This is a genomic window from Paraburkholderia sp. Clong3 (assembly GCF_050436485.1).
Taxonomy (GTDB): domain Bacteria; phylum Pseudomonadota; class Gammaproteobacteria; order Burkholderiales; family Burkholderiaceae; genus Paraburkholderia; species Paraburkholderia tuberum.
Genome location: NZ_JBNDMH010000002.1, coordinates 2160305 through 2176624, shown reverse-complemented (window position 1 = coordinate 2176624; position 16320 = coordinate 2160305). Strand labels below are relative to the sequence as shown.

General features: G+C 66.0%; 10 protein-coding genes. 6 read left to right on the top strand and 4 right to left on the bottom strand.

The annotated features are described in order from the left end of the window. Positions 1-310: 310 nt before the first annotated feature. The 3 genes from argH to ppc form a co-directional block, all read right to left on the bottom strand. Positions 311-1717 (bottom strand): argininosuccinate lyase, encoded by a 1407-nt coding sequence (gene argH, locus OKW30_RS14220; RefSeq protein ID WP_429346954.1) that lies wholly within the window; start codon positions 1715-1717, stop codon positions 311-313. Between the two features lie 140 nt (positions 1718-1857). Continuing rightward, positions 1858-2670 (bottom strand): helix-turn-helix transcriptional regulator, encoded by an 813-nt coding sequence (locus OKW30_RS14215; protein ID WP_090803503.1) that lies wholly within the window; start codon positions 2668-2670, stop codon positions 1858-1860. A gap of 164 nt (positions 2671-2834) precedes the next feature. Continuing rightward, positions 2835-6083 (bottom strand): phosphoenolpyruvate carboxylase, encoded by a 3249-nt coding sequence (ppc, locus tag OKW30_RS14210; RefSeq protein WP_429347754.1) that lies wholly within the window; start codon positions 6081-6083, stop codon positions 2835-2837. A 478-nt stretch (positions 6084-6561) separates the two neighbouring features. On the opposite strand from ppc, the gene hemC reads away from it, so the two are divergent. The 6 genes from hemC (at position 6562) to OKW30_RS14180 (ending at position 15634) form a co-directional block, all read left to right on the top strand. Next, positions 6562-7560 carry a hydroxymethylbilane synthase gene (gene hemC / locus OKW30_RS14205; protein WP_429346953.1) on the top strand — a complete coding sequence of 333 codons (999 nt, stop codon included), beginning with the start codon at positions 6562-6564 and terminating at the stop codon, positions 7558-7560. Next, complete coding sequence (hemDX, locus tag OKW30_RS14200) at positions 7560-9551, top strand: fused uroporphyrinogen-III synthase HemD/membrane protein HemX (protein WP_429346952.1); 1992 nt, start codon at positions 7560-7562, stop codon at positions 9549-9551. Before hemC ends, hemDX begins: the two co-directional genes overlap by 1 nt. 2 nt (positions 9552-9553) lie before the next feature. Further along, the gene (locus OKW30_RS14195) at positions 9554-10744 is read left to right on the top strand and encodes a heme biosynthesis protein HemY (RefSeq protein ID WP_187629570.1); all 1191 of its coding nucleotides are present in this window, start codon (positions 9554-9556) and stop codon (positions 10742-10744) included. A 228-nt stretch (positions 10745-10972) separates the two neighbouring features. Beyond that, complete coding sequence (locus OKW30_RS14190) at positions 10973-12022, top strand: SDR family oxidoreductase (protein WP_429346951.1); 1050 nt, start codon at positions 10973-10975, stop codon at positions 12020-12022. Between the two features lie 114 nt (positions 12023-12136). Further along, on the top strand, positions 12137-13876 hold the full coding sequence (locus OKW30_RS14185) for a SulP family inorganic anion transporter (protein WP_429346950.1): 1740 nt from the start codon (positions 12137-12139) through the stop codon (positions 13874-13876). 3 nt (positions 13877-13879) lie between these two features. Then, complete coding sequence (locus tag OKW30_RS14180; RefSeq protein ID WP_429346949.1) at positions 13880-15634, top strand: diguanylate cyclase; 1755 nt, start codon at positions 13880-13882, stop codon at positions 15632-15634. Positions 15635-15693: 59 nt separating this feature from the next. Here the strand turns inward: OKW30_RS14180 and OKW30_RS14175 are convergent, their stop codons facing one another. Then, a complete protein-coding gene (locus tag OKW30_RS14175) occupies positions 15694-16296 on the bottom strand; it encodes a hypothetical protein (RefSeq protein ID WP_429346948.1) in 603 nt (200 codons plus the stop codon). Positions 16297-16320 lie beyond the last annotated feature (24 nt).

Genomic DNA, 16320 nt, shown 5'->3' with positions numbered 1-16320 from the left:
GATTCAATTGGCGTTCGCCCGCCGGATGTCATCGTGCGTGCCCCGCTGAGGCGCTTTGCGTTCCGATGTAATGGCCGGAAATGTGCGCGCATTGGTCGGCGAGCGAAACCCGCCTACACTCTGATGGCCTCTTGCTGAGGCATCGGTGGAAGTCTTTTCAGCCCGCTTCTGGGGGGCTTTCTTTTGCCTTCGATTCGCCATTCACACGCGGCAATAAAAAAGGCGAACCCGCCAAGCGGGTTCGCCTTTTCGATTCCGGTTCAACCAGCTACGCCGCAAGCTTAGGCTCACGGCGCTGCCCAGGCGTCGATTACTTCAACGTCGCACGCGCCGCTTTCACCGCGGCCAGCACCTGCTCGGGCGCGGTGCCGCCCGGATGATTGCGGCTCGCCACCGAGCCCTCGAGCGTCAGATACGAGAACACGTCGTCGCCGATCAGATGCGCGACGTTCGGCAGTTCGCCGCGCATTTCGTCGAGCGTCAGGTCCGCGAGATCGCAGCCGCGATCGGCGCACACGCGCACCGCGAGCGCGACTGCTTCGTGCGCGTCGCGGAACGGCAGGCCGCGCTTGACGAGATAGTCGGCGAGGTCCGTCGCGGTCGAGAAGCCTTGCAGCGCGGCGTCGCGCATCGCCTGCGGCTTGACCGTGATGCCGGCGACCATTTCGGCGAAGATGCGCAGCGTGTCGGCGACCGTATCGACGGTGTCGAACAGCGGCTCCTTGTCTTCCTGGTTGTCCTTGTTGTACGCGAGCGGCTGGCCCTTCATCAGCGTGAGCAGCGCCATCAGATGGCCGTTCACGCGGCCGGTCTTGCCGCGCGCGAGTTCGGGCACGTCGGGGTTCTTCTTCTGCGGCATGATCGACGAGCCGGTGCAGAAACGGTCGGCCAGATCGATGAAGCCGACGCGCGGGCTCATCCACAGCACCAGCTCTTCGGAGAAGCGCGACACGTGCGTCATGACGAGCGCGGAGGCGGCCGTGAATTCGATCGCGAAGTCGCGGTCGGAGACTGCGTCGAGCGAGTTCGCGCAGATGCCGTCGAAGCCGAGCGTCTTCGCCACGGCGTGACGGTCGATCGGATAGCTGGTGCCGGCGAGCGCGGCCGCGCCAAGCGGCAGACGGTTCACGCGCTTGCGGCAGTCGATCATGCGCTCGGCGTCGCGCGAGAACATTTCGACGTACGCGAGCAGATGGTGGCCGAACGTGACGGGCTGCGCGACCTGCAGGTGCGTGAAGCCCGGCATGATGGTCGCGGCGTTCTTCTCCGCGATCTCGAGCAGCGCCACGCGCAGTTCGGTGAGCAGCTCGCCGATGCGGTCGATCTCGCCGCGCAGCCACAGGCGGATGTCGGTCGCGACCTGGTCGTTGCGTGAGCGGCCGGTGTGCAGGCGCTTGCCGGCGTCGCCGATCAGCGCGGTCAGGCGCGCTTCGATGTTCAGGTGCACGTCTTCGAGGTCGAGCTGCCATTCGAACTCGCCGCGCTCGATTTCACCTTTGATCTGCGCCATGCCGCACTGGATCGCGGCGAGGTCGTCGGCGGAAATGATCTTCTGCGCGGCGAGCATCGACGCGTGCGCGAGCGACCCTTCGATGTCGACGAACGCCAGACGCTTGTCGAAGAAAACCGACGACGTGTAGCGTTTGACGAGTTCCGACATCGGCTCCGAGAAGCGGGCCGACCAGGCTTCGCCTTTTTTGTGCAGTTGGGACGTCATGGTGTTGGGCGGTAAAAACGAGCGGTGAAGAGGCTGGCAACGCGAGTGCGCGAATCGTGCAAGAGCGCCGCCGCAGCGAAGAAAGACGAAGATTTTAACACCGGGTGAGGGCGGCCAAAGCGCTGCCGCCCATTGCGGGCCTATTCGCGCACCAGCACCACGAGCTTCAGATCCTCGCGATGCGCGGGCTTGAACGTGATCTGGTCACACACGATGCGCCCGTCGCGCGGATGGTTGAACTCGCGCCTGCCACCTTCGCGCCCGCCGACGTCCTGGGAGGCCCAGTAGCGTGCGAACTCGTCGCTCGCGGCCGACAGCGAATCGATCAGCCCACGTGTGGGCGCATCGTTCAGATGGCGGATCGAGTCGGCGCGGAATTCGGCGGCGAGCCGCCGCGCGCGCGTTTCCCAATCGACGATCAACGCGCGCGCGGCCGGCTCGGTGAACGTGTAGCGCAGCAGGTTGCGGTCGTGCGCGCCGTCGAGCCAGCCGACGAACAGATCGGCCGCGCGCTCGTTCCACGCAAGCGCATTCCACTGCCGGTCGAGCACGTAGGCGGGCGTGTCGATGAGCTGCACGGTTTGCAGCAGCGTGGCGGGCGCATCGGCGGCGGCCGGGTCGGGCTCGGCCGGATCGCGTTGCGCGGCCAGCTCGAACAGATACGCGCGCTCGGCGCGCGACAGCTGCAACGCGACCGCGATGCGCGCGAGCGCATCGGCGGAAGCGGACACTGGCCGGCCCTGCTCGATCCACGTGTACCAGGTCGGGCTTACGCCGCACAGCTGCGCGACTTCCTCGCGCCGCAGACCGGGCGTGCGGCGACGCGGCCCCGGCGGCAGTCCGACCGCCTGCGGCGACAGCCGCTCGCGATGGGCGCGGATGAAGTCGCCGAGCGCGCGGGCCGGGGTGGCGTCGAGCGGCGGCGGGTGATCGGCGGAAGACGGCGTCGTCATGCTATCGGCTGCGCGTGGAGGGGGTAATAGAGATACCAGAATAATTGCCGAACTTGTACTGGTACATGGCGGGCTCCATTGTAGCGGCCGGATTCGCGCAATGAGAAAAGCCGGGTGTGACCTGCGTCGGCCACACCCGGCTTTTGTCCGCCAATGCGGCAACCTCAACCGGTATTGCGCAACCCCGCCGCGATCCCGTTGATGCTCAAATGAATGCCGCGCCGCACGCGCGCATTCGTGTCGCCCGCGCGATAGCGTTTGAGCAGTTCGACCTGCAGGTGATTGAGCGGATCGAGGTACGGGAAGCGATTCTTGATCGAGCGCGCGAGCAGCGGATTCTCGGCGAGCCGCTCGCTCTTGCCGGTGATCTCCGACAACGCCTTCGACGTGCGTTCCCACTCGGCGACGATGCGCTCGAACACATGCTTGCGCAGCTTCTTGTCGGTCACGAGCGCGGCATAACGCGACGCGACCGCGAGGTCGGTCTTCGCGATGACCATGTCCATGTTCGACATCAGGTTCGAAAAGAACGGCCAGCTCTTGTGCATCTTCTGCAGCAGCGCGAGACGGCGCGCGCGTTCGGCGTCGGACGGCGCGCTGTCGAGGTGCTCGGCGACCGCGCTGCCGAAGCCGTACCAGCCGGTCAGCAGCAGCCGGCATTGACCCCACGAGAAGCCCCACGGAATCGCGCGCAGATCCTCGATCTTGCGTTGCTTCGGATCCTGCAGCTTGCGCGACGCGGGGCGGCTGCCGATGTTCAGCTCGGCGATCTCCGCGATCGGTGTGGACTCGAAGAAATACTCCTTGAAGCCCGGCGTTTCGTAGACGAGCGCGCGATACGCGGCCATCGCCGTATCGGACAGCTGCTGCATCGTTTCCTCGTACACCGGCAGCTCGGCCAACGTGTGGTCGTGCGGCAGCAGCGACGCTTCGAGCGTCGCGGCCACGACGGTTTCCAGATTGCGCCGGCCGATTTCCGGATTCGCGAACTTGCTCGCGATCACTTCGCCCTGCTCGGTCAAACGGATCTGACCGTCGACGGTGCCCGGCGGCTGCGACAGGATCGCCTGGTAGGTCGGGCCGCCGCCGCGCCCGACGGTGCCGCCGCGCCCATGGAACAGACGCAGCGTCACGCCGCGTTCGTTGAACAGCGACACGAGCGCAAGCTCCGCGCGATACAGCTCCCAGTTCGACGTCAGGAAGCCGCCGTCCTTGTTGCTGTCCGAGTAGCCGAGCATCACTTCCTGCTCGTTGCCCTGATGTTCGATCAGCGCGCTAATGCCCGGCAGCGCGATCAGATCGCGCATGATGTGCGGCGCGTTGCGCAGGTCGGGGATCGTCTCGAACAGCGGGATCACCATCAGGCCGGCGCGCGCGGGGTCGTGCTCGTCGCCGAGGCGTCCGCGCAACAGGCCGGTTTCCTTCTGCAGCAGCATCACCTCGACCAGGTCGGTAACGGTCTCCGTGTGCGAAATGATGTAGTTGCGCACCGCGCGCGCGCCGAACTTCTCGCGCGTCATGCGCGCTTCCTCGAGCACCGCGAGTTCGCTTTTCACGAGCTCGGAGTAGTCGGCGGAGGGCACGCGCAGCGCGCGCGGCTGCGCGAGCTCGGCGACCAGCACGGTCAGCTTGTCGGCTTCCGGCAACGCCGCGTAATCGTCCTCGACACCGGCGCGCTTGAGCAGCTCGGCGATCACCGCTTCGTGGATGTCGGAGCTTTGCCGCAGATCGATGCTCGCGAGATGGAAGCCGAACACTTCGGCCGCGCGCGCGAGCGGCGCGAGACGCGGCGCGGCGAGCGGCGCGCCGTGATGCTCGGCGAGCGAATCCATCAGCACGTGGAGGTCGCGCACGAACTCGGCGGCGTCGTCGTAGGGGATCGCGCGGACCGGCGCGACGCCGCGGCCGGCGCTGCGCAGCGGCACGCTGCCTTCGCCGAGGCGCACGCGCGCGCTTGCCGCGAGCCGCGTGTAGATGCCGATCAGCGCGCGACGATACGGCTCGTCGGTGCGATGCGGCGAATGGTCGGGCGAGATGGCCGCGAGCTCATTCAGCGCATCGCTCGCGCCGACGAGCACATTCGACATCGATAGCTCCTCGCCGAGCTTGTGCACCTGCTCCAGGTAGTGCTCGAAGATCACCGCGGCCTGACGCGTGATCGCATTTTCGAGCGTTTCGGCGGTGACGTTCGGATTGCCGTCGCGATCGCCGCCGATCCAGCTGCCCATCTGGAAGAACGGCGGCAGGCGCGCTTCGAGACCATGCTCCTTCAGCGCCTCCTCGATGTCGGCGTACAGCGCCGGCAGTTCTTCGAGGAAGGTGCTGCGGTAGTACGACAACGCGTTTTCGATTTCGTCGGCGACCGTCAGACGCGAGTCGCGCAGCATGCGCGTTTGCCACAGCGACGTGACGCGCGCGCGCAGCATCGCTTCGTTGTGCGCGCGCTCGCGGTTCGTCAGCGGCTGGTCGCGCTCGGCGAGCAGACGCGCGATGTCGTGCTGCGCGTCGAGAATGCTCTTGCGCTGCACTTCGGTCGGGTGCGCGGTCAGCACCGGCATGATCAGCGCGTCGTCGAAAAACCGCTGCAGCACCGGTGTCGCGGCGGCACCAGCCGCGGCGAGCCGCTCGAGCGCATGGGCGATCGTGCCCGGCTGCGAGGCCGAGCCCGCGAGCGCGTGAATTCGGTGACGGCGGTTGCGGTGACGGTCCTCGGCGATGTTCGCGAGATGCGAAAAGTAGCTGAACGCGCGCACGACGCTGACGGTCTGCTCGGGCGTCAGCGTGCGCAGCTTCTTGTCGAGCGTCTGCGCGGCGGCGCTGTCGTCCTCGCGACGGAAACGCACTGCCGTCTGCCGGATCGTCTCGACGATGTCGAACACCGCCTCGCCTTCCTGCTCGCGCAGCACGTCGCCGAGCAGACGCCCGAGATAGCGGATGTCCTGGAACAGCGGGTGGTCCTTGTCCTCGCGCGTGCGGCCGCCGCTCTTCGCGGTGGTCGCGGCGACGGACTCAGCCGGCGGCACGTCCTTCGGTTTCGACGGTTTCGCGGCGCGCGGGGGTGTTGCGTCGCCATCGACCTTGGCCTTGGCCTTGGCCGGCTTGCGCGCGGTGGCCGACGTCGCGGCCTGTTCAGCCTTGCTGGCCTTGCCGGCTTCCGACGCCTTTTGCGCCTTGTCCTGCTTGACGGGCACCGAGGTCTGCGCGGCCTTCGGGGCTTTGGTGGCGCGAGCGGCGAGGGTGCGGCGCCTGGCGCGCTGGTCGGCGCGCGTGTCGCCATGTTGACCGACGCTCGACGATATGGCGTGCGCGGCAACGTCGGACAGGGCGTCAGGCGCCGCGGCGTCGGCCGGGCGAGCGGTGGGCGAGGCAGTGTTGCGGCGGGCGGGGCGCGCCGATCCGAAAGACGTCACGATGAGTTTCCTCGGGGAAGCCAGGGTCTGTTGATTGATGAACTGCGACTGCGGAACTGCTAGTGCAACTGCAACGGAGACTTGAAACGGCGACTGTACACGGCGATTGCTCGACCCACTGGAAGCGGGGCCCGCGCGTGCCGCACCGCGTACGCGGAACGACACGAGCGCTGCCGAATCGCGCGACGCCGACGAGGGAGAGAGGAGCCACGGGCTGCCAGCCCGCGCTGGGACCGAACACGCGTCAGGCATCGCCTTAGCATGTTCGCCGCCTTGCATCATCCCGCATGCCGCCGCGCAGTGCGCGAACGACCGTACGTGACAACGCGCAATGGGGGCCTTCGCGCGTGGCGCGAAGCCCGTCTCCTCCGTCGATGCCGCTTGCGCACGGCGCTTCGCCGTGCCTTGGAACCAAAGGGCGCGAACGAGGGCGCGTGCTAACATTGATTGTTATTCCATCCCGACATCCAGCAGCAAGCTAATGAACACCGAGACGTTTTCCACGCCACCCCACACGCTGGTGATTGCGTCGCGAGAGAGCCGCCTTGCCATGTGGCAAGCCGAGCATGTGCGATGTGCGCTGCACAAATTATATCCATCTTGTGACGTAAAAATCCTCGGAATGACGACACGCGGTGATCAGATTCTCGATCGCACGCTGTCGAAGGTGGGTGGCAAGGGGCTCTTCGTGAAGGAGCTCGAAGCCGCGCTCGCCGATGGCCGCGCCGACCTCGCGGTGCATTCGCTGAAAGACGTGCCGATGGAGTTGCCCGCCGGTTTCGCTCTGTCCACCATCATGGAGCGCGAGGACCCACGCGACGCGCTCGTGTCCAATCAGTACGACTCGCTCGCCGCGCTGCCGGCCGGTGCCGTGGTCGGCACCTCGAGTCTTCGGCGTGAGGCGATGCTGCGTATGCGCTATGCGCATCTCGACGTGCGGCCGTTGCGCGGCAATCTCGATACCCGACTCGCCAAGCTCGATCGCGGCGATTACGCGGCGATCATTCTGGCCGCGGCCGGGCTGAAGCGGCTGGGTCTCGCCGATCGCATCCGCGCGCTGCTCGATCCCGAGGACAGTCTGCCCGCGGCGGGCCAGGGCGCGCTCGGCATCGAGATTCGCGCCGATCGCGCGGACCTCGCCGCATGGCTCGCGCCGCTGCATCATCCGCACACGGCGGCGGCCGTCGAAGCGGAGCGCATGGTATCGCGCGTGCTCGGCGGCAGCTGCGAGGTGCCGCTCGCGGCCTACGCAACCTGGGGCGATGGCGCGCTGCATCTGCGCGGCATCGTCGCAACGCCGGACGGCCAGCGCGTGCTGAGCGCGCAGGCGTCGGCGCCGGCGCCCACCGTCGAGCGCGCGCGCGCGCTCGGCGAGGAAGTGGCGCACTCGCTCGCGCAGCAGGGCGCGCTCGACATCGTCCGCGCGCTCAGTACGGCGAGCGGTCCCGCGGCCGCGCCCAGCGCGGCGGCCAGCGAGTGATGGCCGCCGTCTCGCCCGAGAAGGCGCCCTTCACGGTCGTGATCACGCGGCCGGCCGGCCAGTCGAGCGAACTCGTCGAACGGCTCGAAGCAGCCGGACTCGCGTCGCTCGACTTCCCGCTGATCGACATCGCGCCCGTCATCGACGACGCGCCGTTGTGCGCCGCGCTCGCGTCGCTCGAACGCTACGCGCTCGTCGTGTTCGTGTCGCCGAACGCAGTCGATCACGCGTTCGCGCGCCAGCACGATATCTGGCCGCATGCGCTGCCGATCGGCGTGGTCGGCCCGGGCAGCGTGCAAGCGCTCGCGCGCCACGGCGTCAGCGCGCCCGAGCATCGCGTGATCAGCCCCGCGGCGGGCGCCGACGACGAATCGACGAGCTTCGACTCCGAGAGCCTGTTTGCCGCGCTCGAGGCGCAACTCGGTGCCGCGGGCCTCGAAGGCAAGCGCGTGCTGATCGTGCGCGGCGACGGCGGCCGCGAATGGCTGAGCGAGCGCCTGCGTGAAGCCGGCGCCGAAGTCGACGCGGTGGCCGCTTACCGGCGCATCGTGCCGGAGCCGTCGATCGGCGCATGGGCGCGCGTGCACGAACTGCTTGCGGGCACGCCGCACGCATGGCTTCTGACCAGCTCCGAAGGCGTACGCAATCTGCACGAACTCGCGCACGAGCATCTGACCGCCGGCGAGATCGAGCAGCTCAAACACGCGCCGCTCGTCACGCCGCATCCCCGCATCGCGCAGACCGCGCGGGCATTGGGTTTTGATAGGATTACGGTGTCCGGCGCGGGCGACGAGCGCATAGTTCGAGCCCTCGTTGCCGCAGCCGCCGTGCCTCCCGTCGTCCAACCGGTATCGTCCAACCCGGCTCAACCACGCATGACTGAAACGAACGCATCCACGAACGCCTCACCCCAGCCGCCAGCAAGCGCCGCCTTGCCGCCGAACCCACCCTTCACGCCGTACGAAGCGCAAAAGCGCCGCAGCGCGAGCGGACCGCTGCTGTGGTTGGTCATCGTGGTCATCGCGTGCGCGGCGGGCGTGGGCGGCTTCGCGATGAACCGCAAGCTGGTGCGCACCGAGCAGGAACTCGCGCAGCGTCAGCAGGCCAACGACACCCAGACCAACGAGCTGCGCATCAAGATCGACCAGGCGCTCGCCACCGTGCATCAATCGGACTCGCAGGTCGCGCAGCTCGAAGGCAAGCTCGCCGATGCGCAGGCCGCGCAGCAGGCGCTGCAACAGCAATACGCGGATCTCGCGCGCAATCGCGACGACTGGACGCTCGCCGAAGTCGGGCAGATGCTGTCGGCGGCGAGCCAGCAGTTGCAGCTGACCGGCAATACGCAGCTCGCGCTGTTCGCGTTGCAAAGCGCCGATACGCGCCTCGCGGCGTCGGACAGTCCGCAGGCGGTCGCGGTGCGCAAGGCGATCGCGCAGGACATCGACAAGCTGAAGGCCGCGCCGTCCACCGATCTGACCGGCCTCGCGATCAAGCTCGACAACGCGATCGATCGCGTGAACGGCCTGCCGCTGTCGGGTGAAGCACCGATTCCGCGTGCCACGCCGCATGCGGCCACGTGGGCCGACACCGCGAAGGTGGCCGCGGCCACCGGCAAGCCGCGCTGGGAAGTGTGGATCGACGAGGTCACGCACGGCATCGCCGAACAGCTGACGAGCCTCGTGCAGGTGCGCCGTATCGACAACGCCGACGCGATGCTGGTCACGCCGGATCAAGGCTACTTCGTGCGCGAGAACCTGAAGCTGCGTCTGCTGTCGGCGCGTCTCGCGCTGCTGTCGCGCAACCAGACCACGCTGAAGTCTGACCTGCAGGCGGCGCAGTCCGCGTTGACGCGCTACTTCGACGCGTCGTCGAAAGACACGCAGACGGTCATCGATCTGGTCAAGCAGGTGGACGCCGATTCGGCCGCGGTCGAGCTGCCGAACCTCGATACGAGCCTGCAGGCCGTCAATCAATACCGGAACCGGGGTTAATCATGGCGATCCGGGGACTCCTATGGCTCGCGGCGCTGTTCGCCGTCGCGGTCGTGCTCGCGGTGGGCGGGCGCTTCGACGCTGGGCAAGTGCTGCTGATCTATCCGCCGTACCGCGTCGACATGTCGCTGAACCTGTTCGTCGTCGGGCTGGTGGTGCTGTTCATCCTGCTCTATGCGCTGTTGCGCATCATCCGCAATATCTGGCGCATGCCGCAGCGCGTCGCCGCGTACCGCGCACGCGCGCGTATCGCGAAGGCGCACGCGGCGTTGCGCGATGCGATCGGCAACCTGTACGCGGGGCGTTTCTCGCGCGCGGAAAAGGCCGCCAAGGACGCGCTCACGAATGGCGACAACAAGGGCGCGGCCGGTTTGATCGCGGCGACCGCAGCGCATCGCATGCATGAGTACGCGCGGCGCGACGAATGGCTCGCGCAGATCGACGAAGCCGACTGGCAGGACGCGCGCCTGATGGCCACCGCCGACATGCGCGCCGACGGCCGCGACGCCGACGGCGCGCTCAATGCGCTGACCGAGATGCAATCGCAGGGCGCGCGGCGCATTCACGCGCAGCAAATCATGCTGCGCGCGCAGCAGCAACTGAAGAACTGGGGCGAAGTGCTGAAGCTCGTGAAGACGCTGGAGAAGCGCGAGGCGATCCATCCGGCGGTCGCGGTGCGGCTGCGTCAACTGGCGGCGGAAAATCTGCTGCGCGATCGTCGCCACAATGCGGACGCGCTGCTCGAACTGTGGAACTCGCTGTCGGCGACCGAGCGTCATTCGCCGCGCCTCGCCGACACCGCCGCCGAACTGCTGGTCGCGCTGAACCGTCCGCAGGAGGCGCGCAAGATCGTCGAGGAGGCGCTCGCGCAGAACTGGGATGCGCGCCTGTTGCGACGCTATCCGGACACGGCCGGCGGCGACGCGTTGCCGCTGATCCAGAAGGCCGAGGCGTGGCAGAAGGATCGGCCGGAAGACGCGGACCTGATGTTCGCGCTGGGGCGTCTGTGTCTGCATCAGCAGTTGTGGGGCAAGGCGCAGTCGTTCCTCGAACGCGCGCTGAAGCTTGCCGACAACGAGACGCTGAAGATCCGCTCGCATCGCGCGCTCGCGCGTCTGCACGAGCAGCTGGGCGATACCGACAAGGCGAGCCAGCACTATCGCGAGAGTGCGTTGGCGATGAACGTGACGTGAGTTCGGCGTTTTCGGCCATGCGCTGAAGCGCGCAAGCCTCGGAAACCGCTACCTGATGGCCGCAGCCCCGCGCTGCGGCCTTTTGTTTTTTCCGGCTTCCGCGGCCGGCGTCCCAGCGGCCGAGCGTGCGCTGGACTCGCGCGCAATTTGTAGATCCCGAGCTCGAATCGTCGGGACTGCGCTTTGCTTCACCACCTCACTGGATGTGCAATCTCGGAGGTGTTCAAAGTGGCCAGCGACGCTGTGACGGTGCAAACCGAGACCCGCAGCGGCGACGTCGAGCGCAAGCGCGTCGTCGTCATTACGGGGGCAAGTGCCGGCGTGGGGCGCGCCACCGCGTCCGAATTCGCGCGGCAGGGCTATGACGTTGGGCTCATCGCGCGCGAGCCGCGACGGCTCGCTCGTGCCGCCGAGGAGATCGCCGCGTCCTATGGCGTGCGCGCACTCGCCATTCCGGCCGATGTCGCCGATGCCGACGCGATCGAGCGCGCGGCGCAGCGTGTGAAGCGCGAGTGGGGCGGCATCGACGTCTGGGTCAACGTCGCGATGGCGACCGCATTTGCGCCGGTGTCGGCGCTCAGCGCGCGCGATGTCGAGCGCGGCACGCAGGTGACCTATCTGGGGCAGGTCAACGGCATGCTGGCGGCGCTCCCCGTGATGCGCGCGCGCGGGCACGGGACGATCGTCAATGTCGGCTCGGCGCTCGGGTACCGGTCGGTGCCGTTGCAGGCGATCTATTGCGGCGCGAAGTTTGCCGTGCGCGGCTTCACCGATTCGTTGCGTTCCGAGTTGCTGCACGACGGAGTCGATATCCATCTGACGATGGTCGATCTGCCCGCGGTCAATACGCCGCAATTCGACTGGGCGCTCAATCGCACGGGGCGCAGGGCACGGCCGGTGGCGCCGGTGTTTCAGCCGGAAGTGGCGGCACGGGCGATCTACTTTGCGGCCACCCATCGACGGCGGCAGGTGTGGGTCGGGTGGTCGACGGTCAAGGCGATCCTCGCGAACCGGATCGCGCCGGCGCTGCTCGATCGCTATCTCGCGCGGGCGGGTTACGACGGGCAATTGACCGATGAACCGTTGCCCGCCGATGCGCCCGCGAATCTCTACGAGCCGGTGCCGGGCCACTACACTTCGCATGGTCGCTTCGATGACGAAGCGCGTGCGTACTGCTGGCAGATGTTCACCGATCGGCATCGCAATGCGGTGTACGGCGCGGCAGCGATGGCGCTGGCGGGGGGCGTCGCGTGGCTGCTGAGGCGCAAGCGGCCCTGATGCGCGGCCGGTCGGCCTCATCTCTGTCGCCGACGGAATGTCTGGACTATCCTTCGAATGACGGTACCGCCCACAAACCGTGGCGCGGCGTCCTCGACTACGAACATTCCAAAAATGGACGCGGACAGGCCAGTTCCTCACAAAGAACAGACTGCTGTAAGCAGCGCGCGCCGCTGGATGCGCTGGCTGCCGGGACTGACGGTGCTCAAGACGTACCGGCTGAGCTGGTTGCCGAACGATCTGACGGCGGGACTGGTACTGACCACGATGCTGGTGCCGGTTGGGATCGCTTACGCGGAGGCATCCGGCGTCCCTGGCGTGTACGGCCTCTACGCGACGATCGTTCCGCTGTTGGCGTATGCGCTGTTCGGTCCGAGCCGGATTCTCGTGCTCGGTCCCGACTCCGCGCTCGCCGCTCCGATTCTGGCGGTCGTGGTGCAGATCGCTGCGGGCGACCCGTCGCGCGCGATTGCGGCGGCCAGCATGATGGCGATCGTGTCCGGCCTGTTCTGTATCGTGATGGGCTTGCTGCGGCTGGGATTCATCACTGAATTGTTGTCGAAACCCATTCGATACGGCTATATGAACGGCATTGCGCTCGCCGTGCTGGTCAGTCAGCTGCCCAAACTGTTTGCCATCTCAATCGAAGAGCGCGGGCCATTGCGGGACATCGTGAGCCTCGTGCAGGCCATCGCCGATGGCAAATCCAACTGGTATAGCTTCGCGGTGGGCGCTGGAAGCCTCGTGCTGATCCTGTTTCTCAAGCGCTTCGAAAAGCTGCCGGGCATCCTGATCGCCGTGATCGTCGCGACGTTGTGCGTAACCGCATTGCACCTCGATAGCCTCGGTGTGAAAGTGCTCGGCAAGATTCCTCAAGGCCTGCCGACCTTTGCGCTGCCGTGGGTCACCGACGCCGATCTGGTCAAGATTCTGCTCGGCGGCTGCGCGGTCGCGCTGATCTCGTTCGCGGATACCAGCGTGCTGTCGCGAACTTTCGCGGCACGTTTTCGCAGCCGCGTCGACCCCAATCAGGAGATGGTCGGGCTCGGCGCGGCCAATCTTGCGGCCGGCCTGTTCCACGGCTTCCCGATCAGCAGCAGCTCGTCGCGCACGCCGGTCGCCGAGGCGGCGGGTGCGAAGACGCAACTGACGGGCGTCGTCGGCGCGCTGGCGGTCGCGGCGCTGCTGATGGCCGCGCCCAATCTGATGCGCTACCTGCCCAACAGTGCGCTCGCCGCGGTCGTCATCGCGGCGGCGATCGGTCTGTTCGAGATCACGGACCTGAAGCGGATTTTCCGCATCCAGCAATGGGAGTTCTGGCTGTCGATGGCCTGCTTTGCCGGCGTCGCGGTGTTCGGTGCGATTCCCGGCATCTGCTTCGCGGTGGTGATCGCGGTCATCGAATTTCTGTGGGACGGCTGGCGACCGCACTACGCGGTGCTCGGTCGCGTCGAAGGTTTGCGCGGCTATCACGACTTGCAGCGCTATCCGCATGCCCAGCGAATCCCCGGGCTCGTGCTGTTTCGCTGGGATGCACCGCTGTTCTTTGCGAATGCCGAGCAGTTTCAGGAGCGCCTGCTGGAAGCCGTCGCCGAATCGCCGGCACCGGTGCGGCGTGTGGTGGTGGCGGCCGAACCGGTGACGAGCGTGGACGTCACCTCCGCCGACATGCTGCGGGAACTGACGCGCACGCTCGACGAGCGCGGGATTGCGCTGCACTTTGCAGAGGTGAAGGATCCGGTTCGCGACAAGCTCAGACGCTTCGAGTTGACGGATCTGATTGGCGATGCGTGCTTTCATCCGACGGTAAACAGTGCGGTTGATAGCTATGTCGAGGGGGTTGGGAAGGAATAGTATTTGGACCTGGAGCTGGATCACCGGAGAGCCGGCATGCGCCTGCCGTCCGCGTCCAAAACGCCTGCGAAAACGGTTTGGGACCGCGCCAGTTCACGTCCGCGGCATACCGTGATCCTGTGTTTCGCCGTGGTATTCGTTGTCACGTTGATTCTTGCCGTACACCAATATTTTCTCGTACGTGCCCGGGAGCTCGATAACCGTTCGCATCGGCTCGAGATTCAGGCCAGGGTTCTCGATGTCGCGGTCCGCAATAACAAGCAGCACTTGCAGTTTCTTCGCGAGAGTGCCGAGCGGCTCCTTGCGGACCGGACAGCACAGCTCGATCGAACACCGGATGCCTCGCTCCAGGCAGTACTCCGGGCGCAGGACGAGCGCGTCTGGAATCTTCAAGTTCGCGATATCGACGCTCCCATTCGGGGTATCGGCACACAGCAGCTCGCGGTGACTCCTGGTTTGCACCGTGACGAGCCCACATTTGTCGAGGACCTGCGGCTCGCCCAAATGATGAGCCGGCTGTTTGCCGTGCAATTCCAGATGGGCACGGGTCTCGAACGCGCGGTATATGTCTCGCCGACCGGTATCGTGGTCGCTCACCCAACCATTGACGACGACGAGGTAGTCCGGCTGTTGCAAATGTACGGCAGCTCGCGCCTGTTACAGCTGGCCAACCAGAACCCGCTCGATTATGACGTCACGTTCGATCCGGTTCGCGGGCGCAAGAACCCGGCAGGACCTCGGCTGCTGTTTGGCACAGCGGTGATGAGTAACGACGTGGTTCGCGGCCTCATATTCTTTGTGGTCCCGCAACGCGTCGTTCAGGACTATCTGTGGAACAACACCACAGCGGATGAAACTCACGCTCTGATAGACCCGAGCGGGATGCCCATTGCAACGAGCGGAAGTTCTTTCTCGGTCAATGATGAGAATTGGCTGAAGACTCTGCCGGCGCAGTGGAACACGCTCTCTGCTTCCACGCTGTTTCGGACACCCAGCGGAACGTTGAGTGCGGGACAGGACTTCCTGCTCTTCAGAAAGCTGGATACGGCGGATCTCGTATTGACCGATTACGTATCCGCTGCGACCGTATTCTTCTCGGTCGTTCGCTTGAGCAGCGCGCTGTTTGCCGGGGTGTGGATACTGATGGCATTGCTTCTCTGGGCCACTCTTTTTGTCGTCGACCAGCTTCTTTCCACGCAGATGGCACTCAACGGGCGGCTGCGGGAATTGTCGCTCGCGGACCCCCTGACCGGTCTCGCGAACCGCCGCCGTTTGAATGAGGAATTCGACGCACTTTCACGGCGCAACGACGAGCGCCGCATCGCGCTGCTGATGATCGATGTCGACCATTTCAAGGTGATCAACGACAACTGGGGGCACGCTGCCGGAGACGAGGCACTGAAGCACCTGGCCAACGTGGTCAGGATTGCCGTGCGCCCGGGGGATCTGATGGCACGTCTGGGTGGCGAGGAGTTCTGTGTGCTGCTGCCCGATACGACCGCGGACGACGCGGCCCGGATTGCGGAGCGCGTGCGCGAGGCCGTCGCCCGCAACGCCTGCGTCCTTCAGGAGACGCAATTAACCCGCACCGCGCCGGGCCGTGAGATATGGTCCACGATATCGATCGGGGTGGCGGAGAGTGTCTCGGATAACTGCTTTGACCTCGAGGGGTTGATTGCGGTCGCGGACCAGCGACTGTACGACGCGAAGGCGAGTGGGCGAAACAGGGTGGTGGCAAGCGAGTCCATGCAAAGCTGAAAATGCGGATGTCGTCTCTGTACATGCGGCGCTTTGCCACCTGCTGTTCAAGACGGGCTCTATTCACGGTGTTGCCGTTTCAACGCGGAGTAGTCACGATTGAGGCGAACGTCCATCAGGACTGGCGTTTTGGGTTCGTCTGGCGCCGGATCCTTTGGGTCGGGGTCGCCGAACGCAAATTCGACGTCCACCGGAAATCGGCTCATCGGCAGTTTCGAAGCACGATAGCGATAGTGATGCAGACGAATCTGCGGTGGCGTCGTTCCCATATCGTTGCCGGGCCACCGCTCGCCGTTGCCGTCGACCCAGTAGCCGATATCGACATGGAGGAGGTCTTCCAGCGTCGAGCGGTTGATGTCCGTCAATTGTGGATTGAAGCGGATCGTGAAGCGCCTCACGACCTGCTTGATTTTCGTGCGGTCGGCCGAGGGGTCGAGCGGATCGGGTACCACAACTACGATGATTTGCGTGTCCGGCAACACCGGATTCACGAAGGAATACTCCGCAACACCTACCACACCGCGCTCAGGCCGCGCCGCAAGAATGCAGCCGAATATCGTATGTGCGGGATCGAAGGGCTGGTCGTCCCGCAGGATCGTCATTGCCGTGGTCAATATTCTGAAGGCCATGTCGCGCTGGGCATCGGTCACAGTCGGTCTCATCTCAGCTCCTGACCCCGACTGTTC

Excerpts from the sequence above, each read along its gene's own strand:
- hemDX (WP_429346952.1), top strand. The coding sequence starts at position 7,560 with ATGGCCGCCGTCTCGCCCGAGAAGGCGCCCTTCACGGTCGTGATCACG.
- OKW30_RS14215 (WP_090803503.1), bottom strand. The coding sequence starts at position 2,670 with ATGACGACGCCGTCTTCCGCCGATCACCCGCCGCCGCTCGACGCCACC.
- OKW30_RS14195 (WP_187629570.1), top strand. The coding sequence starts at position 9,554 with ATGGCGATCCGGGGACTCCTATGGCTCGCGGCGCTGTTCGCCGTCGCG.
- hemC (WP_429346953.1), top strand. The coding sequence starts at position 6,562 with ATGAACACCGAGACGTTTTCCACGCCACCCCACACGCTGGTGATTGCG.
- OKW30_RS14185 (WP_429346950.1), top strand. The coding sequence starts at position 12,137 with ATGGACGCGGACAGGCCAGTTCCTCACAAAGAACAGACTGCTGTAAGC.
- argH (WP_429346954.1), bottom strand. The coding sequence starts at position 1,717 with ATGACGTCCCAACTGCACAAAAAAGGCGAAGCCTGGTCGGCCCGCTTC.
- OKW30_RS14175 (WP_429346948.1), bottom strand. The coding sequence starts at position 16,296 with ATGAGACCGACTGTGACCGATGCCCAGCGCGACATGGCCTTCAGAATA.